At 63.2% G+C, this 21,830-nt stretch carries 17 protein-coding genes; 11 read left to right on the top strand and 6 right to left on the bottom strand.

Annotated features, from left to right (window positions below; all coding sequences use genetic code 11):
* The first annotated feature begins 84 nt into the window (after nt 1-84).
* Nucleotides 85-954 carry an HDOD domain-containing protein gene (locus AC097R_RS14890; protein WP_479598910.1) on the top strand — a complete coding sequence of 290 codons (870 nt, stop codon included), beginning with the start codon at nt 85-87 and terminating at the stop codon, nt 952-954.
* A 7-nt stretch (nt 955-961) separates the two neighbouring features.
* On the opposite strand, the gene AC097R_RS14885 is transcribed toward AC097R_RS14890, so the two are convergent.
* Both AC097R_RS14885 and AC097R_RS14880 read right to left on the bottom strand, forming a co-directional pair.
* The gene (locus AC097R_RS14885; protein WP_479598909.1) at nt 962-2,479 is read right to left on the bottom strand and encodes a Ppx/GppA phosphatase family protein; all 1,518 of its coding nucleotides are present in this window, start codon (nt 2,477-2,479) and stop codon (nt 962-964) included.
* Between the two features lie 74 nt (nt 2,480-2,553).
* Nucleotides 2,554-3,708, bottom strand: coding sequence for an ABC transporter substrate-binding protein (locus AC097R_RS14880; RefSeq protein ID WP_479598908.1), 1,155 nt, complete (start codon nt 3,706-3,708; stop codon nt 2,554-2,556).
* Nucleotides 3,709-3,987: 279 nt separating this feature from the next.
* Between AC097R_RS14880 and pstS the strand changes: the two genes are divergently transcribed.
* The 7 genes from pstS to phoR all read left to right on the top strand — a co-directional run bounded on the left by pstS (nt 3,988) and on the right by phoR (nt 10,567).
* Complete coding sequence (pstS, locus tag AC097R_RS14875) at nt 3,988-5,031, top strand: phosphate ABC transporter substrate-binding protein PstS (RefSeq protein ID WP_479598907.1); 1,044 nt, start codon at nt 3,988-3,990, stop codon at nt 5,029-5,031.
* A 102-nt stretch (nt 5,032-5,133) separates the two neighbouring features.
* Nucleotides 5,134-6,099: a phosphate ABC transporter permease subunit PstC gene (gene pstC / locus AC097R_RS14870; protein ID WP_479598906.1), complete on the top strand. Its 966-nt coding sequence runs from the start codon at nt 5,134-5,136 to the stop codon at nt 6,097-6,099.
* Nucleotides 6,096-6,956: a phosphate ABC transporter permease PstA gene (gene pstA, locus AC097R_RS14865; protein ID WP_479598905.1), complete on the top strand. Its 861-nt coding sequence runs from the start codon at nt 6,096-6,098 to the stop codon at nt 6,954-6,956. Before pstC ends, pstA begins: the two co-directional genes overlap by 4 nt.
* Nucleotides 6,957-6,989: 33 nt before the next feature.
* Nucleotides 6,990-7,769: a phosphate ABC transporter ATP-binding protein PstB gene (pstB, locus tag AC097R_RS14860; protein ID WP_479598904.1), complete on the top strand. Its 780-nt coding sequence runs from the start codon at nt 6,990-6,992 to the stop codon at nt 7,767-7,769.
* Between the two features lie 16 nt (nt 7,770-7,785).
* Nucleotides 7,786-8,487, top strand: a complete 702-nt coding sequence (gene phoU, locus AC097R_RS14855) for a phosphate signaling complex protein PhoU (protein ID WP_479598903.1) — start codon at nt 7,786-7,788, stop codon at nt 8,485-8,487.
* Nucleotides 8,484-9,206 (top strand): phosphate regulon transcriptional regulator PhoB, encoded by a 723-nt coding sequence (phoB, locus tag AC097R_RS14850; protein WP_479598902.1) that lies wholly within the window; start codon nt 8,484-8,486, stop codon nt 9,204-9,206. The genes phoU and phoB overlap by 4 nt, the downstream gene beginning before the upstream one ends.
* A 14-nt stretch (nt 9,207-9,220) precedes the next feature.
* A complete protein-coding gene (phoR, locus tag AC097R_RS14845) occupies nt 9,221-10,567 on the top strand; it encodes a phosphate regulon sensor histidine kinase PhoR (protein WP_479598901.1) in 1,347 nt (448 codons plus the stop codon).
* Nucleotides 10,568-10,586: 19 nt separating this feature from the next.
* On the opposite strand, the gene AC097R_RS14840 is transcribed toward phoR, so the two are convergent.
* From AC097R_RS14840 to trxA, 4 genes are all read right to left on the bottom strand, one after another.
* The gene (locus AC097R_RS14840) at nt 10,587-12,287 is read right to left on the bottom strand and encodes a hypothetical protein (protein WP_479598900.1); all 1,701 of its coding nucleotides are present in this window, start codon (nt 12,285-12,287) and stop codon (nt 10,587-10,589) included.
* A 97-nt stretch (nt 12,288-12,384) separates the two neighbouring features.
* Nucleotides 12,385-12,642 (bottom strand): type B 50S ribosomal protein L31, encoded by a 258-nt coding sequence (locus tag AC097R_RS14835; protein ID WP_138516054.1) that lies wholly within the window; start codon nt 12,640-12,642, stop codon nt 12,385-12,387.
* 97 nt (nt 12,643-12,739) lie between these two features.
* The gene (gene rho / locus AC097R_RS14830; protein ID WP_479598899.1) at nt 12,740-14,002 is read right to left on the bottom strand and encodes a transcription termination factor Rho; all 1,263 of its coding nucleotides are present in this window, start codon (nt 14,000-14,002) and stop codon (nt 12,740-12,742) included.
* Nucleotides 14,003-14,211: 209 nt separating this feature from the next.
* Nucleotides 14,212-14,544: a thioredoxin TrxA gene (gene trxA, locus AC097R_RS14825; protein ID WP_310342054.1), complete on the bottom strand. Its 333-nt coding sequence runs from the start codon at nt 14,542-14,544 to the stop codon at nt 14,212-14,214.
* A 156-nt stretch (nt 14,545-14,700) separates the two neighbouring features.
* On the opposite strand from trxA, the gene AC097R_RS14820 reads away from it, so the two are divergent.
* Genes AC097R_RS14820 through AC097R_RS14810 form a run of 3 tightly spaced genes read left to right on the top strand, consistent with a single transcriptional unit; the run spans nt 14,701 to nt 21,830 of the window.
* Entirely contained in the window at nt 14,701-17,235 is a 2,535-nt protein-coding gene (locus tag AC097R_RS14820) for a PD-(D/E)XK nuclease family protein (RefSeq protein WP_479598898.1), read from the top strand.
* Nucleotides 17,232-20,537 (top strand): UvrD-helicase domain-containing protein, encoded by a 3,306-nt coding sequence (locus AC097R_RS14815; protein WP_479598897.1) that lies wholly within the window; start codon nt 17,232-17,234, stop codon nt 20,535-20,537. The genes AC097R_RS14820 and AC097R_RS14815 overlap by 4 nt, the downstream gene beginning before the upstream one ends.
* The gene (locus tag AC097R_RS14810; RefSeq protein ID WP_479598896.1) at nt 20,538-21,830 is read left to right on the top strand and encodes a TIGR03862 family flavoprotein; all 1,293 of its coding nucleotides are present in this window, start codon (nt 20,538-20,540) and stop codon (nt 21,828-21,830) included.

The following is a 21,830-nucleotide window of genomic DNA, read 5'->3' as shown; positions in this document are numbered from 1 at the left end:
CTCCGATCAAAGGGGGCGGCAAGTGAGGTGTCGGTGCACTGCAGACGCCGCGTTTTAGCATAATGTGTGCAACAAGGAGCACGCATGCGAGTTGCCGATGTGGACCGGGAGATTGACGCTGCCAAAGCCGACGGCCCGCTGCGTGACATTGTCATCCAACCTTGTCCGGCGCTGCTGATCGACCTGCGCGCCGAGTTCAGCCGGCCCGACCCGGAACCCGCCACCATCGTGGCCATTGCATCGCGCGATGTGGCCATGGCCGCCGCCCTGATCAAGGTAGCCAATAGCGCGGTCTATGCGCGCTCGCGCACGGCCACCACAGTGGCCGATGCCGTGGCCCTGTTGGGCATTGCGCACACAGTGTCCATCCTCACCGGCTTTTTGCTGCGCGATGCCATTCGCGTGCCATCGCCGCTGCTGGAGCAATTCTGGGAAAATTCCACGCGCCGGGCCTATGCCATGGGCTATATCGCGCGGCAGATGTACGGCATGAACGCCGATGTGGCCCACACCTGCGGCCTGTTTTGCCATGTGGGCCTGCCCATCTTGCTGCAGAGCCTGCCCGGCTATGGCGCCACACTGACCGAGGCCACCGACCACATGGAGCACACCTTCACCGACATGGAGAACGCGGCCCACCGCACTGACCATGCAGTGGTGGGCGCCATCGTGGCCAAGACTTGGCGGTTGCCACCCATCGTGGCGATTGCGGTGCGGCTGCACCACGACTTCAGTGTGCTGGACGATGCGCGTTTTCCGGACGAAGTGCGTGCGCTGGTGGCCATATCGCTGCTGGCCGAGCGGCTGGTGCTGCTGCACGATGGCGTGCAGGTGCACAAGGAGTGGGAGCGGCATGGTGCTGCCTGCCTGGCGCACCTGCGCGTGAGCGAAGCGGAGATGGAGCAGTGGCTGGACGCGTTGCAGCCCCAGTTTGAAGGGCCCGCTGGCTTCTAGCGGAAACTTAGAGCCCGCTGAGCTCCAGGCTCCAGGGCGTCTTTTGCCAGGCCTGGGTTTCTTCGCGCAGCAGGTGGGCCGATTGGGGGAAGGCCGCAGCCCAACCGGGGCGGCACACCAATTCCAACTGGCGGCTTTTGGCATTGACGCGGCGCAGTGTCATGCCCTGCAGGTCGGGCGCACGGCGGGCGTGGCACAGGATCACGGCCAAGCGCAGGCACAGCAGCTGCAGCACCAGATCATCCTGGCCCAACGATGCCTCCAGCTTGCGCAGCTTGCCGCGATGGCCCAGCACCAGCAGGCTCAGGCGGTGCATTTCCGAGAGCGAAAAGCCCACCGCATCGGCGTTGTCCAGGATGTAGGCGCCGTGCTTGTGGTAATCGCTGTGGGAGATGTGGCTGCCGATCTCGTGCAGCATGGCTGCCCATTGCAGCTTGCGCAGCTGGTGGCCCGCGTCAGATTCTTCGTCTTTGGCAGCGGCGTTGGACACCCCCAAGGCTTGTTGTAGCAGCAAGGTGGCGACCTTGCCCACGCGCTCGCCGTGGGCCGTGTCCACGCTGAATTTGTGGGCCAGGCGTTCCACACTTTTGGCGCGCATGTCCCCAAAGTGCTGGGTGGCGCCCAGCAGGTCGCAGATCAGGCCGTGGCGCAGGCCGCCTGCGGCGTGCTGCATCTCGGTGATGCCCAGCAGGCTGAAGACGGCGCGCATCACGCTCACGCCGCCGCCGATGATGGCGCGGCGGTCTTCTCGCATGCCGGGCATGCGCAGGCGGTCGGCGCTCTGGGCGGCAATCAGGCGCTCCTGCAACCAGTCCAGCCCGTCTTGGGTAACAACCCCCGCCGACCAGCCCGCGGCCACCAGCACATCACCAATGGCGCCAACCGTACCGGCCGAACCGTAGGCGGTGTCCCAGCGATCGCGTGGGTAGGCATCCAGGGCTTCGTCGAGCACGGCCTTGGCCGCGATTTCTGCCATCTCGAAGGATTTTTTGCTGAAACCGCCATCGGGGAAATAGCGTTTGGACCAGGCGATGCTGCCCACGCGGAACGACTCCATCACCGTGGGTGTGAGGCCGGTGCCCAAAATCAGCTCGGTGGAGCGCCCGCCAATATCAATGACCAGGCGACGCTCGTCCGAAGCTGGCAGCATCTGCGCCACACCTTGGTAGATCAAGCGGGCTTCTTCACGGCCCGAAATCACATCGATGGGGAAGCCCAGCACAGCGTTGGCGCGCTCCAGAAAGGCATCGCGGTTGCGCGCCTCGCGTAAGGTTTGCGTGGCCACAGCGCGTACCTCGTGCGGCTTGAAGCCAGCCAGCCGCTCGCCAAACCGGGCCAGGCACTCCCAGCCAGCTTGCATGGCGGCGGGGGTGAGGTTGCGGTCTTCGTCCAGACCGCCGCCCTGGCGCACGGTTTCTTTGAGGTATTCGGTGCGCAGAAACTCACCGTGGTCTACCCGCCCAATTTCCAGGCGAAAGCTGTTGGAGCCCAAGTCCACAGCGGCCAGGCGGTTTCCATTTTGCATCGACGTTGCCAAAGGTAAAAAGTTTGAAAAGCGTGGCGGAGCATAGCACCGGCGTTGGCCGCTGGGGCGTTGCGTCAGCCCACCAGCCGGCCATCGGCGGCCACCATGCTCTGGGTCACGAAGGCGCTGCTTTTGCGCTTGTTGTCGGGGTTGATGCGAAAGCCGCCCAGGTCCATGGGGGTGCGGCGGGCAAACGCCTGCAGGGCGCTGGCGCGGTTCAGTGGGCCTTCTACAGACTGCAGCACCTCCTGCGCGTAGCGGGCCGAGATGTAGCCGGCCAGGCTTTGGGGCGTGGGCGGTTCGTCGTACAGGCGGGTGAGCGTCTCGCGGTAGCTGCGCACAATGGGCTGGTTGCCGTTGATCAGAGGCACGGCCTGGGTGGCAATGACCGGCGTGAAGCGCGACACCCCCAGCTGCTGCAGGGCCTGCAGATTGACGTCAGACATGGCCACGATGTAGCGCTGTGCGGCCTGTTTTTCGATGCCCTGGGCAAACTGCACCAGCTCGGGTGTGCCGCCCAGAAAGATCAGGATGCGCGGGCTTTGCGCGTTCAGCGTGCCGGCCAGGGCTTGCAGGCCATTGGAGGGGTAGTAGGTTTTCAGGCGCATGCCCAGGCCGCTTGCCACCTGCTCCAGGTCATCGCGGTAGCTGGCGTATTCGGCCTGCGAACCAAACACGGCACCGATTTCAGACACGCCCATGACAGACAGCGATTTGACGGCGTGGGTGATTTGTTCCTGCCGCGTAGCAAAAATGCCAAAGGTGCTGTCCTGGTTGTCCGCACCGGCGTTGTGCAGCCAGGGGGCCACATGGGCGATCTCCGGGGCTTCGCGGCGCAGCAGGTTGGCCAACTGGCTGGCCGCCCGGTCGCCTGCGGTGCCGACTACGGCTACGCAGTCGGTCAAATTCTTCAGAGCGTCCACCGTAGAGCGCATGGAGCTGGCGCTGCCGTCCACCTCCAGCACCAGGTGGCGCACGGCTTTGCCGCGCAGGCCGCCGCGGGCATTGGTGTCCTGCCAGGCGGCACGGGCACCGACCAGAAAGTCCCTGGACACGTCGATTTGGCCGGCCGAGGTGTCTACCACCTGCAGTACCGTGGGGCCGGGCGTGCCCGCCTTAGGGCCCTGGGCCCAGGCGGGCCAGGCGCAGGCAGCGGCGCCCAGGGGCAGGGCGCGTAGAAGGCAACGGCGGGTGAGCAGGGGGGGGGCGGTGTCCAGCGATGTGTTCATGGGTGTTTTTTGCTATGGAATCAGGAGCTGCTCGCGCATATTCCACGAGGGCTAGAGGGCTATTTGATACATAAACCTCAGCCAGACGGGTGTGCAGCAGGCAAGCGCGCAGCGTAGAAAGCTTGTGTGACGACTCTGTGACATTGGTTTGAAAAATGGATGACAAATGCCAAAAATGCAATGCAGGCGCTCGGCGCCCTAGATGTCACATACTTGTCATAAAAACTTCTTAAAGTTCAGCCGTTCCTAGTTCCTTAACCAACTGACTGAAGGTCATCCATGAAAAACTTGTTCCAACGCGCAGCCTTGGCAACCGCCATGACGGCCATGCTGGGCTTTGCAACGGGCGCTTCGGCGCAGGAAATCACCGGTGCGGGCGCGACATTCCCAGCCCCCATCTATGCCAAGTGGGCGTCTGACTACAACAAGGCCACCGGCGTGAAGGTGAACTACCAGTCCATCGGCTCCGGCGGCGGCATCAAGCAAATCGACTCCAAGACGGTGGACTTCGGCGCTTCCGACATGCCTTTGACCGACGACGTACTGAAGACCAAGGGCCAGGTGCAGTTCCCCACCGTGATCGGTGGCGTGGTTCCCGTGATCAACGTCAAGGGCATCGAGCCGGGCCAACTGAAACTCAACGGCCAAGTGCTGGGCGACATCTACCTGGGCAAGATTGCCAAGTGGAACGACCCCGCCCTGAAGGCGCTGAACCCCACGCTGCCCCTGCCTGATGCTGCCATCGCCCAAGTGCGCCGCGCCGATGGTTCCGGCACCACCTTCATCTTCACCAACTACCTGAGCAAAGTGAATGCCGAGTGGAAAGCCAAAGTGGGTGAGGGCACAGCCGTGAACTGGCCCGTGGGCGCCGGTGGCAAGGGCAACGAAGGCGTGGCCGCTTTCGTGTCTCGCCTGCCCAACTCCATGGGTTACGTCGAGTACTCTTACGTCAAGCAAAACAAGCTGAACTACGCGGTGCTGCAAAACGCGGCGGGTAACTTTGTGAAGCCTGAAGACGACAGCTTCAAGGCCGCAGCAGCTGGTGCCGACTGGAACAAGTCCTTCTACCAAATCTTGACCAACCAAGCTGGCAAGGATTCTTGGCCCATCACCGGTGCCACTTACATCCTGATGCACGCCAAGCAGGACAAGCCCGCCAACGGTACCGAAGCCCTGAAGTTCTTCAACTGGGCCTACGCCAACGGCGAAAAAACAGCTGCTGACCTGGACTACGTGCCCATGCCTGCATCGGTGATCGCACTGATCCAGAAGTCCTGGGGTGAGATCAAGGACGGCGCTGGCAAAGCCATTGCCTACAAGTAAAAGCGCGTTGACACGGACCTGATGGAGAACCTCCCCATGTCATCTACACTCGTCCATGGGGATTCCCCGTCCAGCCCGACTGCCACTTTTTCTTCGCGTGCCATGATCCAACCACCGCCTGTGAAACGTGCCCGTTCGGGCCCCATGGCAGATCGCATTTTTGGCTGGATGGCCAAGGGTGCGGCTCTGCTGACACTGGCCCTGCTGCTGGCCATCCTGACGTCGCTGACCATCAGCGCTTGGCCTGCCATCAGCAAATACGGACTGAGCTTTCTGACCCGAACCGTGTGGGACCCGGTGCAGGAAGACTTCGGTGGTCTGGTCATGATTTACGGCACGCTGGCGACCTCGCTGATCGCCCTGCTGATTGCGGTGCCCGTGAGCTTTGGCATCGCCTTGTTCCTGACCGAGTTGTCGCCCACCTGGCTCAAGCGCCCGCTGGGCACTGCCATTGAACTGCTGGCCGCCGTGCCCTCGATCGTCTACGGCATGTGGGGTCTCTTGGTGTTTGGCCCGGTGCTGGCCACCTATGTGCAGCAGCCGCTGCAGGCCCTGTTGACCGGCGTGCCCTACCTGGGGGCCTTTGTGTCGGGCCCGCCCGTGGGCATCGGCATCTTGTCGGCCGGCATCATCCTGGCCATCATGATCATCCCGTTCATCTCGGCGGTGATGCGCGATGTGTTTGAAGTCACGCCCCCGCTGCTCAAAGAGTCGGCATACGGTCTGGGTGCCACCACCTGGGAAGTTGTCTACAAGGTGGTTCTGCCCTATACCAAGACTGGTGTGATCGGCGGCATCATGCTGGGCCTGGGCCGTGCCATTGGTGAAACCATGGCCGTGACCTTTGTGATCGGTAACTTCAACCAGCTGGACTCGCTGAGCGTGTTCCAGGCGGCCAACAGCATTACGTCGGCACTGGCCAACGAGTTTGCCGAAGCTGCAGAAGGCCTGCACCAGGCCGCGCTGATGTACCTGGGGCTGGTGCTGTTCTTCATCACGTTTGTGATCCTCTCTCTTTCCAAACTGCTGTTGTCGCGCTTGCGCAAGGCGGAAGGCGTTAAAACATGAGTACCGCACTTCACCAAATACGCGCCGCACGTTTTGCCCAGCGCAAGCGGGTTAACGTGGTCGCCACCACCCTGGCCATGGCCGCCATGGCCTTCGGCCTGGTCTGGCTGTTCTGGATCCTGTGGGAGACCTTCCGCCTGGGTATCGGTGGCATGACGTTCGCCACGTTGACCCAGATGACGCCCCCACCCAATGAGGCGGGGGGATTGGCCAACGCTATCTATGGTTCGTTTCTGATGGTGATGCTGGCCACCTTTGTGGGCACGCCCATTGGCATCATGGCGGGTATCTACCTGGCCGAATTCGACACCAAGAGCTGGGTGGCATCGCTGGTGCGCTTTGTGAACGACATCCTGTTGTCTGCACCGTCCATCATCGTCGGTCTGTTTGTCTACGCCGTGGTGGTGTCGCGCTTCAAGTCCTTCTCGGGCTACGCAGGTGTGATGGCACTTGCACTGATCGTGATTCCTGTGGTCATCCGCACCACCGAGAACATGCTGCAGCTGGTGCCCTCGGGCCTGCGCGAAGCGGCCTACGCACTGGGCGCACCCAAGTGGAAGGTGATTTTGAGCATCACGCTCAAGTCGGCCCGTGCCGGCGTGATCACTGGCGTGCTGCTGGCCGTGGCCCGCATTGCGGGTGAGACTGCGCCACTGCTGTTCACCGCGCTGAGCAACCAGTTCTGGACTTCGTCTTTGAGCGAACCCATGGCCAGCCTGCCGGTCACGATCTTCAAGTTTGCGATGAGCCCCTATGAGAATTGGCAACAACTGGCATGGGCTGGTGTGTTCCTGATCACGATGGCTGTGCTGGGCCTGAACATTCTGGCCCGCGTGTTGACCCGTAGCAAGGCCTGAGGCCCAAGCGCCCACCCCGAACCGAGTAAAACCATGATTCAAACTGCAAATACCCCCCTCAAGTCCAAGATCTCTGTCAAGGATTTGAACTTCTACTACGGCAAGTTCCATGCGCTCAAGGGCATCAACCTGGAAATCCCCGAGAAGAAGGTCACCGCCTTCATTGGCCCGTCGGGCTGTGGTAAGTCCACCCTGCTGCGCATCTTCAACCGCATGTTCGAGCTCTACCCCGAGCAGCGCGCGGAAGGCCAGATTCTGCTCGACGGTCAGAACCTGCTGACCAGCAAGGAGGACGTGGCGCTGCTGCGCGCCAAGGTCGGCATGGTGTTCCAAAAGCCTACGCCATTCCCCATGTCCATCTTCGACAACATCGCCTTTGGCGTGAAGCTGTTCGAATCGCTGAACGCCACCGACATGGAAGAGCGCGTGGAATGGGCACTGCGCAAATCTGCTTTGTGGACCGAGGTGAAAGACAAGCTGCACCAAAGTGGTTCAAGTCTGTCGGGTGGACAGCAGCAACGCCTGTGCATCGCGCGCGGCATTGCCATCAAGCCTGAAGTGTTGTTGTTGGACGAACCCTGCTCGGCACTCGACCCGATTTCTACCGCCAAGGTGGAAGAGCTGATCGTCGAACTGAAGAACGACTACACCGTGGTCATCGTGACGCACAACATGCAGCAAGCCGCCCGCTGCAGCGACTTCACCGCCTATATGTACCTGGGCGATCTGGTGGAATTCGGTGCCACGGAACAGATGTTCTTCAAGCCCACACGCAAAGAGACAGAAGACTACATCACCGGCCGTTTCGGTTGAGAGCAGAGAGGAAACCATGTCCGATAAACATTTGTCTACGCAGTTCGATAGCGAACTGACTTCCGTGTCATCGCAGGTGATGGAACTGGGTGGTCTGGTCGAATCCCAGATTCGCCAGGCCATCTATGCGCTCTCGCAATTCAGCGTGGAGGTGGCCGACGAGGTGACTGTCCGTGAAGCGCGTGTCAACGCCATGGAGATTGAGATCGATCGCGATCTGTCTTCCATCATCGCCCGGCGTCAGCCGACGGCGCGCGACCTGCGTTTGCTGATCGCCATCTCCAAAACCACGGCCAATTTGGAACGCGTGGGGGATGAGGCCGAGAAAATCGCCCGCATGGTGCGCTCCATCATCCAGAGCGGTGCGCCGCGCAGCCTGCCATCGCTGGAGTTGCGGGTCGCGGCAGACCTGGCCTCGGGCCTGCTGAACAAAGCGCTGGACGCGTTTGCCCGCCTGGACGTGAATGCAGCGGTCACCATCCTGAAAGAGGATGACCTGATTGACGCGGAGTTCGATGGCTTTGTGCGCAAGCTGGTTACCTACATGATGGAAGACCCTCGCATGATTTCGCCCAGCCTGGACCTGTTGTTCCTGGCCAAGGCGATTGAGCGCATCGGTGACCATGCCAAGAACATTGCCGAGTTCATCATCTACGTGGTCAAGGGCGAGGATGTTCGCCACTCCACCATGGAAAAAATCGAGTCCATCGTCAAATGAGAAACATGCCCGCCGTCTTGATCGTGGAGGACGAATCGGCCATTGCCGAGTTGATTGCCGTGAACCTGCGGCACAACGGATTTCGTCCGCGCTGGGCCATGGACAGTGATTCCGCCCAACGCGAGATTGACGCGGGCCTGCCCGACCTGATCCTGCTGGACTGGATGCTGCCCGGCGAGAGTGGCTTGACCCTGGCCAAGCGCTGGCGCACCGATCCGCGGACCAAGGACATCCCCATCATCATGCTCACCGCCCGTGGCGATGAGGCGGACCGTGTTGCCGGACTGGATGCGGGCGCGGACGACTACATTGCCAAGCCGTTTTCCACCAAAGAGCTGCTGGCCCGCGTGCGCGCGGTACTGCGCCGCCGTGCGCCTGAGGATGCGGGCGAGGTGATTGCGATTGCCGGTCTGAGCCTGGACCCCGCTACGCACCGTGTGTCGTTTCAGGAGCAGGCCCTGAAACTGGGGCCTACCGAATTCAAGCTGCTGCACTACCTCATGGGCCACGCGGAGCGCGTGCACAGCCGCGCCCAGCTGCTGGACAAGGTATGGGGCGACCATGTGTATATTGAAGAACGCACGGTGGATGTGCACGTGAAGCGGCTGCGCGAAGCGCTGGCCCAAGCTGGCGCCATGGTGGAAACCGTGCGTGGTGCGGGCTACCGCCTTACTGCCAAGCCGGCCGTTGCCGTGGTGCCTGACAAGGCCAGCGCCTGACGCGGCGCCCCCCTATGGTGTGGCGTTTGTTGTCGTTTGTGCTTCTGCAAGGTGTAGCAGGGGCCTTGGGTTGGTATTTCTCTCCCGCGGCGGATCAAATCTGGGGCGCCAGTGTGGCTGCGGTCGCCAGTGGTTATGTCTGGCTGCTGCTGGACGCATCGCGCGGCATGCGCCTGCTGGGGTGGTTGCGCCGCGGCGAGTCCACGGATATTGCGCTGGGTCAGGGCCTATGGGGCGAGGCGGCAGACCGCATGCGTCGCCTGCTGCGAACCCGCGAACGCGAGGTGATTGAAAGCGAAAGCAAGCTCCAGGACTTTCTGGCGGCGCTGCAGGCGTCTCCGAACGGCGTGGTGTTGCTCGATGCGCAAGGGCGCATCGAGTGGTTCAACCAGACCGCTGCCGAGCACTTTGGGTTCGATGTGCGCCGCGACATGCTGCAGCATTTTGGCAATCTGGTGCGCGACCCCGGTTTTGCCGCTTATATCGCGGACCGCGATTTTGGGCACGACGTAGTCATGCCAGGGCGTGACAGCACCAGCTCCAAACCGGTTCGGCTTTCGGTGCATTTGCACCCTTATGGCGAAGGCCGCAACCTGCTGCTGTCACGGGATATCACCGCGGTGGAGCAGGCTGAGGCCATGCGCCGCGACTTTGTGGCCAACGTCTCGCACGAAATCCGCACGCCACTCACGGTGTTGGCAGGCTTTGTGGAAACCTTGCAGTCCTTGCCGCTGGAGGAGCCTGAGCGCCAGCGCTATTTGGGTCTGATGTCTCAGCAGGCAGAGCGTATGCAGACCTTGGTGAACGATTTGCTCATGCTCTCACGCCTGGAGGGTAGCCCTCTGCCCTCGGTGCAAGACTGGGTGTCGGTGCAGGGTCTGTTGCGGCAGTGCCGGCAAGAGGCTGGAGATTTGTCACGCATGCTGTGGGGTCAAGCCCAGGACATCGCGTTTGACATGGGTGAGGACTCGGAAATCGCCGGTTCACTGACCGAGCTGCACAGCGCGGTGTTCAACCTGATTGGCAATGCCATTCGCTACACACCGGCGGACAAGAGCATTCGCGTGGTGTGGAGCGCCTCGCCTGCGGGCGGTGGGATGCTATCCGTGCAGGACACCGGGCCCGGCATTGCCCCTGAGCATTTGCCGCGCTTGACCGAGCGCTTTTATCGGATAGACCGCAGCCGCTCCCGCGATACGGGCGGCACGGGTCTGGGTTTGGCCATCGTGAAGCATGTGGCGCAACGCCATGCGGCAGAGTTGACGATTGAGAGTGTGCCGGGCAAAGGATCGAGTTTTTCGATCTTTTTCTCCCCACTGCGAGTGCGTCCGACCTTGCAACCTATTCGTCTCGCGGCCTAGTCGGGCCGCCGCAAGACCTCTAGCGGCGGTGCAGCAGCCAGATCGCCTCGCCCTTGTCCACCGGATGGCGTACCAGCGTGTGGGGTGCCCACACCGTGGTGTCGATTTGTTCGCTGACTTCCAGGTCAAACCCCGGCTCGCTCACCATCCACGGGCAGGATGTGGCGGGGTTGCGGCTCCGCAAGTCCACGTGGCCGTACCACTGCAGGGCGGCGATGTGCGCAGGGTTGACATTGCCCACCTCCACACAGCTCTTGCCCACGATCTGCGCCGTGCTGCGCACCAGAGGCGTGTAGCTTTGCGCATAGTTCAGCAGCGGCATCCACAGCGTCATCAGCAACAGCCAGCACAGTGCGGCACCGCCTGCGGGCAGCACCAGGCTTTTCCAGATGGCAGCACGGTGGCGCCCCACGCGCCAGCGCACTAGCCACGCCCATGCCAGCGTGGCCGCCACAGCGAAGCCGAGTGCCACAGCGGAAAAGTTGGGTTCGAAACCCGGGGCCAGACGCGCCACATTGGCGGCAGGTTGGTGGGGAACGCCGGTTTGCATGGCAATCCACACCACCCAGATGGTGAAACCACAGCCCGAGAAAAACAGCAGCGTGAACCAGTCAATCAGGGCCGCAACTTGCCGTTTAAGGGTGGGCAATGCAAATGCTGCCAGTGAAGCCAGTGCGGGCAGCGCCAGCAGCAAGGTGCGGTCGGACGCGCTGGACACCAGCGTGGCCAACACCGTTACCAGTGCAAACCAGGTGGGCAGAGCCACGTGGCGTGCCATGCGCAGGGTGAACAACTGGTAGCGCCAACGCCACACCGTCCACAGCGCCAGCGGCCAGCTTGGCCAGGTGAACCAGATCAGCAACTGGGCGTAGCCGTTCCAGTCCGCCCAGCTCCAGCTGGGCCACACAATTTTCCAGCGCCACAGGTTCAGCCGTTGGGCCAAGAGGGCAACAGCCAGGGTGGCCAGCAGCATGGCCAGGCTTTCCCAGGTGCGTTGTGGCAAATTGCCTGAGGTAGAGCCTTCTTCAGGCTGTTCCCGCCAGTGCACCACGGCACCACCCAGTCCAAACAGCACAGCAAGCGCCGGCGCCCCCGAGAGCGCCAGGCCAACCAACCCGACGGCCATGGCCGCAGCTGGCCCAACCTTGCGGTACGGCAAGGCGCTTACGGCGTAAAACAGCAGGGCACTGAATGCCAATTGGGCGAGCGCCGGCGTAGTCTCATGCGCCAGCTGGGCCAAACCCAAACTGGCCACAAAGGCCAGTACTCCGGCATCGGCCATGGCACGTGCGTAGTCGGTGGGCAGCGCCTCACCGCCAAAAGCGAAGGCTACCGGCTGTGCCAAGGGGCTGCGGCCCAAGTAGTAGGTGCCGTACCAGGTGGCCAGCAGGGCCAGGGCCATCAACAGGCCAAACGGCACACGCGCCGCAAAGTCCAGTGGTACCCCTGACGGTGCCAACTGGATTGCCCAAGCCCCCAGCCAGTAGGGGAGCAGGGCGCCGTTGTCAGGTGCGAGCCCCAGCAGTTCTGGTTGCATCCAGTTTGTTACGCCCTGGGCCAATGCCCCCATGTAGCCCAACGCTGCCATGTCCTCACTGCGCCACGCTTCGCGGCCGAGAAAGCCGGCACATACATAGGCCAGGCACAAAAGCACCAGAGGCCAGCGCGGGAGGCGGCGCACGGCCGCTTGGGCCACGATGGCGGGATTGGGGTGGTTCACAGGCGGGCGGGTGGATTCAAAGTAAGGCAAAAAAAAGGCAGCTCGGTTCTCCGGGCTGCCTCTTGCGGGTCAACAGGCCAAAGCCTGAAACCAGAGATTACTTGGCTGCGGTCTTGCCAAAGCGGTTGCGGAACTTTTCCACGCGGCCACCCATGTTATCCACGGATTTTTGTGTGCCAGTGTAGAAGGGGTGCGATTCGCTGGTCGTGTCGAGCTTGAAGAGGGGCAGTTTACGGCCGTCTTCCATGTCGATCATTTCCTTGGTGTTGGCGCAGGAACGTGTCACGAACTTGAAGCCGTTGGACATGTCCTGGAAGCACACTTCGCGGTAATTGGGGTGAATGCCTTCTTTCATATCTTCTCCATCAGTTGCGCTAGCCGCATCAGGCCCTCGGGCAAACCTCTGCCCAATTCAAAACCCGTGTACTTGTCGCTAAACCCAAGATTATAGCTTATCCGCCCCGACGCATCATGTCGAAGAACTCGCTGTTGTTCTTCGTGGCACGCATTTGCTTGAGCACCATCTCCATGGACTCGATTTCGTCCATGTTGTAGAGGAACTGGCGCAGGATGCGGGTTTTTTGCAGGATTTCGGGCTGCAGCAGCAATTCTTCGCGGCGGGTACCGCTGCGGTTGAGCTGGATCGAGGGGAACACACGCTTTTCATACAAGCGGCGGTCCAGGTGGATTTCGGAGTTGCCCGTACCCTTGAATTCTTCAAAGATCACTTCGTCCATACGGCTGCCGGTGTCGACCAGTGCTGTGGCGATGATGGTCAGTGAACCGCCTTCTTCCACGTTACGTGCCGCGCCTAGGAAGCGCTTGGGGCGCTGTAGGGCGTTGGAGTCCACGCCGCCGGTCAAGACCTTGCCAGAGGATGGAACTACGTTGTTATAAGCGCGGGCCAGGCGGGTGATGGAGTCCAGCAGGATGACCACGTCTTTTTTCAGTTCCACCAGGCGCTTGGCGCGTTCGATCACCATTTCGGCCACGTGCACGTGGCGGGCAGCCGGTTCGTCGAAGGTGGAGGCAATCACCTCACCCTTGACGGTGCGCTGCATTTCCGTCACTTCTTCTGGCCGCTCGTCGATGAGCAAAACCATCAGGTAGCTCTCAGGGTAGTTGGCGGAAATGGCGTGTGCAATGTGCTGCATCATCACCGTCTTGCCGCTCTTGGGCTGGGCCACGATCAGCGCGCGCTGGCCCTTGCCGATGGGGGCAATGATGTCGATCACGCGACCGGTGATGTTCTCTTCGCCCTTGATGTCCTGCTCCAGCTTCATCTGCTCCTTGGGGAACAGCGGAGTCAAGTTTTCAAACATGACCTTGTGCTTGTTGCCTTCCGGAGGGCCACCGTTGACCTTGTCGAGCTTGTTCAGGGCAAAGTAGCGCTCACCGTCTTTGGGCGTTCGCACTTCGCCTTCGATCATGTCGCCGGTGTGCAGGTTGAAGCGGCGCACCTGGCTGGGGCTGATGTAAATGTCGTCGGTGCTGGCGGTGTAGCTGGTGTCGGGGCTGCGCAAAAAGCCAAAACCGTCCGGCAGGATTTCCAGCACGCCGTCCGCAATGATCTGCTCGCCGGTACGCGCCCGTTTCTTGATGATCGCGAACATCAGCTCCTGCTTGCGCATACGGCCCGTGTTTTCAATCTCAAGTTCTTCGGCTTGCTTGAGGACTTCAGACACGTGCAGTGCCTTGAGTTCGTTTAAGTGCATGGAGTGGGTCCCGGTAAGGGCGTTGACCGATGTTCGGCGAATTACAAAAATCTGGGGGAATGGGGGAGAGGCAAAACTGGGTAAGCGCCTCTGCGTTCTGTGCCGGGAATCGGCGCCTGCCTTGGAATGGACAGGTGAACGGGATTTATTATGACAGGAAAACGCAACCGTGCTGCAGTGTCACGGTTGCGGGTTGCAGATTTGCCGTTTTAGGCCAGTTGCTGATCAATAAAGGCCGTCAACTGGGCCTTGCTCAGTGCACCGACCTTGGTGGCAGCCAATTGGCCGCCTTTGAACAGCATGAGCGTAGGGATGCCGCGGATGCCGAACTTGGCGGGGATGTCGCGGTTTTCGTCCACGTTCATCTTGGCGACTTGCAGCTTGCCTTCGTAGGTGGTCGAGACTTCGTCCAGGATGGGGGCGATCATCTTGCAAGGGCCGCACCACTCTGCCCAGTAGTCCACGAGGATGGGCTGTGCCGCACCCAGTACATCCGCTTCGAATGTGGCATCGGTAACGTGTTTGATGAGCTCGCTGGCCATGGTGGTTCCTTTGGAGATTGCTATAACAGCTAAAGTTGCGGCATTGTGACAGAAACCAAGCCCACCACCGATGCCTTTGCGCCTATGGCCAGCATAGCCAAAAACGATTTTCCAAAGGCGCTCAGGGCCTTTGCATATGGGGCAGAACATCCCGCTATGGCCTTGTGGGTGGCCCCTGAAACGGGGCTGTTGGCACGTATTGCGGCCGAAATGCAGCGTCTGGGCGCCCACCCGGCCCGCACGCTGGTGCTACTGCCCTATGCCCAGCTGCTGCCTCTGGCGCAGCGCCTGTGGCCCAGTACTTTTCCTTTGGGGTTTGCCCCCCGGTTTGAAACCACCTTGAACTGGGTGGCGGCCAACGGCGGGTTTGCGCCTGGGCCTTTGGACATTACGTTTGACGCCGCGATGGATACCCTGACCGCGCAAGCCCTGCTGGCGCGCAGTGGCATGGCGGGGCGCGAAGACTTGGCGCCTTTGCTGGTGCAGGCGGCCTGTCAACTGGCGCCCTTGGCCGCAGCGGCGGGGCCGCAGGGGCGCGCAGCCTGGGCGCAGTCCGCAAGGTTTCAGGCCGTGCTGGGTATGGAAAGCGAGGCCCTGGCCTGGGAGGCGCAGGTCGCCCGCGTGGCCGTGGAGTGGGCTGCCGCCTCGGCATATGCCAGTGATGCCCTGTTTGATGCCCATGCAGTGGCTTCGCTGGACTGCTTGATTCTGGTGCAGGGGCTGGCTGCAGACCCGTTGGCCGCGGGTTTGCAGCCACTGTGGCACCAAAAGCTGGTCGCGCTGCCATTGGCCACGGGCGCAGTGGAGCCTGACGCCACCGCCGTGGCTTTGCACGCCTGCCTGGATGCAGAAGACGAAGCCCAACGCACCGCAGCGTGTGCTTTGAGCCATATTGCAGAAGACCGGTTTCCCTTGGCGTTGGTGTCGTCTGACCGGGCGCTGACGCGCCGGGTGCGCGCCATGCTGGAAGGCGCTGGCGTGCGCATGCGCGATGAGAACGGATGGAAGCTTTCCACCAGTCTGGCGGCTGCATCGGTCATGGCGGGCCTGCGGGCTGCCGTGTGGAATGCCTCGACGGATGCGGTCCTGTCTTGGCTCAAGCAGTCGCCCGCAGCCCAGCCCTGGGGGCATGGGTTGGAGCGCGCACTGCGGCGCGATCAGGTGCCCGACTGGCGCGATGCCGCGACCACGCCATCCTTGGTGCGCGACGCTGGTCTGGTGCAGGCCCATGCCACGGTGCAAGCTTGGCGCGGTGGTCTGGCGGGCCGCAAGTCGCTGCAGGGCTGGTTGGCCGCTTTGGAACAAGCGCTGCAAGCCAGTGGCCTGTGGCAGCAGTTGCAGCTGGACGGTGCGGGTACCAAAGTACTGGCGGCCCTGCGCCTGGCGCCCGAAGACCCGGCACGCTGGGCCGGATTGCTGGGGGAGGCCCTGTGGGCCCAGAGCAAATGGGACCTGGCCGAATTCACTGCCTGGGTCAACCAGGCGCTGGAGAGCACGAGCTTCCAGCCCGACTACCCCGATGAAGAGCAGGTGGTGATCTTGCCCATGAGCCAGATGCTGGCCCGTCCGTTTGCCGCCGTGGTGTTGGCCGGCTGCGACGAGGTGCGCCTGAACCCTTCGCCCGAACCACCCGGCGGTTGGACGCCGGCGCAGCGTGCCGCGCTGGGCTTGCCCGCGCGCGCCGATCTGGAGGCGCAGTTGCGCGCGTCCTGGCAGTTCGCGCTGCAGTCGCCGCAGTGCGATGTGCTCTGGCGCACCAGTGACGACACGGGCGAGGTCTTGATGCCGAGCGCTCTGGTGCAGTTGTTGCAACTGCGCCATCCCGATCTGCCCTGGGCGGATGAGCCACGTGCCGTGCGCGCAGTGCCGGTGGTGCCCGTGGTGCCGCCCATGCCGCATGGTGACCAGGTGCCCGTAGCGCAGCTCTCCGCCAGTGCCTACGAAGACTTGCGCCAATGCCCTTACCGCTTTTTCGCGCTGCGCCAGCTGGGGCTGAAATCGGATGATGAATTGGATGCCGGTGTGGACAAACGTGACTTTGGCCTGTGGCTGCATGCGGTGTTGCAACGCTTCCACGAAGCGCTGGCGGCGCAGCCCGTGACTGAGCGCGTAGGGCGTTCGGTGTCGCTGGACCAGATGGCCGATGCGCAGACCAGCGCCATGGCCTTGCCGCAGGGCGAGTTTTTGCCGTTTGCCGCGGCCTGGCCTGCGGTGCGCGATGGCTATCTGCAGTGGTTGGAAAAGTACGAGGCGGAGGGTGGCGTGTTTGCGAGTGGCGAGACCTCGCACACACAGCGCATTGGCAATCTCAAGCTGGTGGGGCGCATTGACCGTACTGACACCTTGAAAGACGGCGCTGTCATGGTGCTGGACTACAAGACCGAGCCCACGGCGAAGACGCGATCGCGTGTGAAAGACCCGATGGAGGACACGCAGATCGCGTTCTATGCGGCGCTGCTGCCGCACGACACGCTGCGTGCGGCCTATGTGAATGTGGGCGAGCGCGACGGTACGGTGCTGTGCGAGCAGACCGAGGTGGTGCATGCGCGGGACGCCCTGATTGCCGGCATGCTGGACGATATGCAGCGCATCGCCGAGGGCGAGCCGTTGCCGGCTCTGGGCGATGGCGTGGCGTGCGACTTTTGCCAGGCGCGCGGCCTGTGTCGCAAAGACGGATGGACCACCGCATGAGCACCGCCGCCTTTGAACACAACGGCGTGTTGGTGGAGCGCCAACGCTTCTACGAGATTGCCTGCGACCCACGCCGCAGTGTGGCGGTGGAGGCCTGCGCGGGTGCGGGCAAGACCTGGATGCTGGTCTCGCGCATGGTGCGCGCACTGCTGGAAGGCGCTGCGCCACAAGACATTCTGGCGATTACCTTCACCAAAAAAGCCGCTGGCGAAATGCGCCAGCGCTTGCAGGAATGGCTGCACGAATTTGCCGCGGCCGATGACGCAACCTTGCGTCTGGCTCTGCACCTGCGCGGCCTGCGGAGTGAACCCACCGCCGCGCAGCTGCAAACCCTTCGCGGCCTGCATGCCCAGCTGTTGGGCAGCGGGCGGCCGGTGCAGATTCGCACCTTCCACAGCTGGTTTGCCGCGCTGTTGCGCAGCGCGCCACTGTCGGTGTTGCACCAGATGGGCCTGCCCACACAGTATGAATTGCTGGAAAACGATGCCCAAGCCGTGGCGCAGGTGTGGGGGCGTTTTCAAAGCCGCATCGTGCAGGACGACGTGGCCAGCGCCGACTACCGCGCGGCCGTAGCCACCTTTGGCCGCCACCAGACGCACAAGGCGCTGGAGGCTGCGCTGAACAAGCGCACCGAATTTGCATTGGCCGATGCACACGGCGTGGTGGATGCCTCGGTCACCCACTTCGCGGCGCAGTACCCAGACTTTACCGGCCTGGACGCACCGCAGGACCGTCTGGCGCAGCCCGCCGTGCAACAGCTGCTGTGGGACAGCGCGCGTGCGCTGGGCGCCAGCACGCTGGTCACAGCGACCAAGCAGGCGTCAGCCCTGGAGCGCGCGCTGACCGATGGCGACCTGGCCGGCGTGGTGGACGCACTGATGACGCAAAAAGGCACGCCACGCAAGTTCAGCGACAAGCTGGCCGGCTTCGCCACGGTGCAAGCCGCGCAGGCGCTGCTGGCCCAGGTGGTGGATGCCCAGGCTCAGCATGAAGCCTGGTTGCACCAGCAACGCATGGCGCGACTGGCGCGCGGTCTGCTGGAGGACTATGCGGCGCTCAAGCGCGAGCGCGGCTGGATCGACATGGGCGACCTGGAGCGTGCCGCGCTCACGCTGATGTCGGATGAAGCATTGAGTGGCTGGGTGCAAGAGCGGCTGGATGCGCGCGTGCGGCACCTGCTGATTGACGAGTTTCAAGATACCAACCCGCTGCAGTGGCAGGCCCTCAGCAGCTGGCTGTCGTCATACGCGGGGGCGGGCAATGCCCCCAGCGTATTCATTGTGGGCGACCCCAAGCAGAGCATTTACCGCTTTCGCCGCGCCGAGCCGCAGGTGTTCCGTGCGGCCAAGGCCTTCGTGGTGCAGGGCTTGGGCGGCGACCTGCTGAGCTGCGACCACACGCGGCGCAATGCGCCCGGCATCATTGGCGTGGTGAACGCCGTAATGCTGCAGGCGCAGGGCGAGGGTGCGTTTGATGGGTTCCGTGACCACAGCACCGAATCGCAAGCAGTCGGCACGGTGCTGCGCCTGCCGCGCGTGGAGCGCGATGTGGGTGATGCCGATGAATCAATCGCACCAGAAGCCACGTGGCGCGACAGCCTGACCGTGCCCCGTCACGAGGTGGAAGACACGCGAAAAACCCTGGAATGCCGCCAGGCCGCACGCTGGCTGGCGCAGCAACTGGCGCAGCCTGGCAACACCTTGCAGCCGCAACACGTGATGGTGCTGGCGCGAAAACGCGAACGCCTGGCGCTGATGCAGCAGGAGCTGGCGCAGCTGCACATCCCCACCCAGCAGCCCGAGAAGAACGAGCTGGGTGACGCACCCGAAGTGCAGGACCTAGTGGCCCTGCTGGACGTGCTGGTGTCCCCGCAACACGACCTGTCGCTGGCGCGCGCTCTGAAGTCTCCGCTGTTCAGCGCCAGTGATGATGACCTGGTGGCCCTGGTGCTGCAGCAGCGCGCTTTGCAGGCCCAGCGCCGCGCGGTGGATGACAGCGCCCCCACCGTGGGCTGGCTGGAAACCTTGCAGACCGCTGCGGATTTGCCTCCCACCTTGCGCCCCCTGGGTACCACGCTGGCGCGCTGGAAGCAGTGGTTGGATACGCTGCCGCCGCATGACGCCCTGAGTGCCATGTACGACGATGGTGATGTGTTGGCGCGCTTTGCCGCGGCGGCGCCCGCCACCTTGCGCGACAGCGTGCTGGCCAATGTGCGGGCGCTGCTCAATGCCGTGCTGCAGGTGGACGGTGGGCGCTACACCACGGCCTACGGGCTAGTGCGTGCCTTGCGCGCCGGTGGCATTGCGGCTCCGGTGCGTGCCGATGCGCGCGCTGTGCGCCTGCTAACCATCCACGGCGCCAAAGGGCTGGAGGCGCCGCTGGTGCTGATGCTGGACACCGATGGCGAGCCCAACAAGTCCGAAACCATGGGCGTGCTGGTGGACTGGCCCGGCGAAGACGCTTACCCCCGCCGCTTTGTGTTTTTGGCCAGCGAGTCGCGCCCGCCCGCTTGCGTGGCTGACACGCTGGCCGCCGAGCAGCAGGCACGCAGCCGCGAAGAACTCAATGCCCTTTACGTGGCGCTGACCCGCACCCAAACCACGCTAGTGCTCTCCAGCATGGCGCCGCACCGCGAGAACCCGGGCAGCTGGTGGCAGCGCCTGCAGACCTATGCCAGCGAGGCACCCTGGCCTCTGGGATATGCCGAGGCACCGGTCGCCGCGCCGCCGGCCGCGGCGAATGCCCAGGACGCCTCCCACGGGGTGGTACAGCTAAAAATATTGCCAAATCAGCCTCTAGCCCCCATATCCATTGCGCTAGCAGCTCCTGTTTTAGTAGCAGAGATGGTGCCCGATAGCCTGGATTCCCGCATCGGCCAAGCCATGCACCGGCTGTTGGAGTGGGCGCCGTGGACCGAGCAGCAGCTGGCACGTGCTGCACAAGCCTTTGCACTGGACGCAGCGCAGACCCAGACCGCGGCCCAGATGGCGCTGGCCATTCTCCAAGGCGAGGGGGCCTGGGCTTGGGACACCCAGGCGCTGCAGTGGCATGCGAACGAAGTGGCCATCACGCACCAGGGCCGTGTGTTGCGTATGGACCGGCTGGTGCAGCGGGGCGACGACAATAGCTGGTGGGTACTGGACTACAAGTCCACCGCCCGACCGCAAGAACAGGCCGAGCTGCGTGCCCAACTTTTGACCTACCGCAGTGTCGTGCAACTGGCCTATCCCGGCCAGACCGTGTGCGCTGCCTTTTTGACGCCCCAAGGGCGTCTGATCGAACTCACCCCGGATATTGCTTGAATGACTGTTTCTGATCCCTCGCCCGCCGTCCTCTCAACCCTCCCTGTGCTGGACGTAGAGGTGGCCGTGATTGGCGGTGGCCCCGCCGGCCTGATGGCCGCGCAGGTGCTGGCCGATGCCAGCGTGGCGGCACACCTGTTTGACGCCATGCCCAGCGTGGGCCGCAAGTTTTTGCTGGCCGGCAAGGGTGGGCTGAACCTGACCCACTCCGACGAGGCTGAGCGCTTTGCCAGCCGCTACGGTGTGCGACGCGATGCCATGGCCCCGCTGCTGCAGGGGCTGGATGCAGACGGCCTGCGCGCCTGGGCGCAGGGCCTGGGCATTGAGACCTTTGTGGGCACCTCGGGCCGCGTGTTCCCCAAAGACATGAAGGCCGCGCCGCTGCTGCGCGCCTGGCTGCAGCGCTTGCGCAACCCGGCCCACGCGGGTGCCGTGGGGGTGCAGTTTCACATGCGCCACCGCTGGGTGGGTTGGGATGGGCACACGCTGCTGCTGGATACCCCGCAAGGGCGCCAGCCCGTGCGCGCCAAAGCCACGGTGCTGGCGCTGGGCGGCGGCAGCTGGGCCCGCTTGGGTTCCGACGGGGCCTGGGTGCCTTTGCTGGCGGGGCAGGGCGTGACCGTGGCACCGCTGCAGCCGTCCAACTGTGGCTTTGAGGTGCAGGGCGGCTGGAGTGAATTTTTTCGCACCAAGTTTGCGGGCCAGCCCTTCAAATCCGTGGCGATTGCATTTGCCAACACGGAGGGCGTGACGTTTCAGCGCAAGGGCGAATTTGTGGCCACGGCCGACGGGGTGGAGGGCAGTCTGGTGTACGCCGTGTCCAGCCTGTTGCGCGATGAAATTTCGCGCAGTGGCAGCGCCACCTTCCATCTGGACCTGCTGCCCGCCATGCCGCTGGAAAAGGTGCTGGCCGAGGTCAGCCACCCGCGCGGCAGCCGGTCGCTGTCCAGCCACCTGAAGAGCCGCTTGCACCTGGATGGCATCAAGTCCGCCATCCTGCATGAGCTGCTGCCCAAGGACGCCGTGAATGACCCGGTGCGCCTGGCGGCGGCTATCAAGGCCTTGCCCATCACCCTGCAGGCCACGCGCCCGCAGGATGAAGCCATCAGCACGGCCGGCGGGGTGTTGTTTGAGGTGCTGACGCCGGAGTTGATGCTGTCCCAGCTGCCCGGCGTGTTTTGTGCCGGCGAGATGCTGGATTGGGAAGCGCCCACCGGTGGCTACCTGCTGCAAGCCTGCTTTGCCAGCGGCGCCAAAGCCGGGCAGGGCGCGCTGGCCCATTTGCGGGGCTAA

The organism is Rhodoferax sp. ZS1R25, from assembly GCF_056521335.1.
This window is presented reverse-complemented; position numbering and strand designations above follow the sequence as displayed.

Coding starts and splice junctions, on each gene's coding strand:
- AC097R_RS14890 (WP_479598910.1), top strand. CDS start 85: ATGCGAGTTGCCGATGTGGACCGGGAGATTGACGCTGCCAAAGCCGAC.
- AC097R_RS14885 (WP_479598909.1), bottom strand. CDS start 2,479: ATGCAAAATGGAAACCGCCTGGCCGCTGTGGACTTGGGCTCCAACAGC.
- AC097R_RS14880 (WP_479598908.1), bottom strand. CDS start 3,708: ATGAACACATCGCTGGACACCGCCCCCCCCCTGCTCACCCGCCGTTGC.
- pstS (WP_479598907.1), top strand. CDS start 3,988: ATGAAAAACTTGTTCCAACGCGCAGCCTTGGCAACCGCCATGACGGCC.
- pstC (WP_479598906.1), top strand. CDS start 5,134: ATGATCCAACCACCGCCTGTGAAACGTGCCCGTTCGGGCCCCATGGCA.
- pstA (WP_479598905.1), top strand. CDS start 6,096: ATGAGTACCGCACTTCACCAAATACGCGCCGCACGTTTTGCCCAGCGC.
- pstB (WP_479598904.1), top strand. CDS start 6,990: ATGATTCAAACTGCAAATACCCCCCTCAAGTCCAAGATCTCTGTCAAG.
- phoU (WP_479598903.1), top strand. CDS start 7,786: ATGTCCGATAAACATTTGTCTACGCAGTTCGATAGCGAACTGACTTCC.
- phoB (WP_479598902.1), top strand. CDS start 8,484: ATGAGAAACATGCCCGCCGTCTTGATCGTGGAGGACGAATCGGCCATT.
- phoR (WP_479598901.1), top strand. CDS start 9,221: ATGGTGTGGCGTTTGTTGTCGTTTGTGCTTCTGCAAGGTGTAGCAGGG.
- AC097R_RS14835 (WP_138516054.1), bottom strand. CDS start 12,642: ATGAAAGAAGGCATTCACCCCAATTACCGCGAAGTGTGCTTCCAGGAC.
- rho (WP_479598899.1), bottom strand. CDS start 14,002: ATGCACTTAAACGAACTCAAGGCACTGCACGTGTCTGAAGTCCTCAAG.
- trxA (WP_310342054.1), bottom strand. CDS start 14,544: ATGGCCAGCGAGCTCATCAAACACGTTACCGATGCCACATTCGAAGCG.
- AC097R_RS14820 (WP_479598898.1), top strand. CDS start 14,701: ATGGCCTTGTGGGTGGCCCCTGAAACGGGGCTGTTGGCACGTATTGCG.
- AC097R_RS14815 (WP_479598897.1), top strand. CDS start 17,232: ATGAGCACCGCCGCCTTTGAACACAACGGCGTGTTGGTGGAGCGCCAA.
- AC097R_RS14810 (WP_479598896.1), top strand. CDS start 20,538: ATGACTGTTTCTGATCCCTCGCCCGCCGTCCTCTCAACCCTCCCTGTG.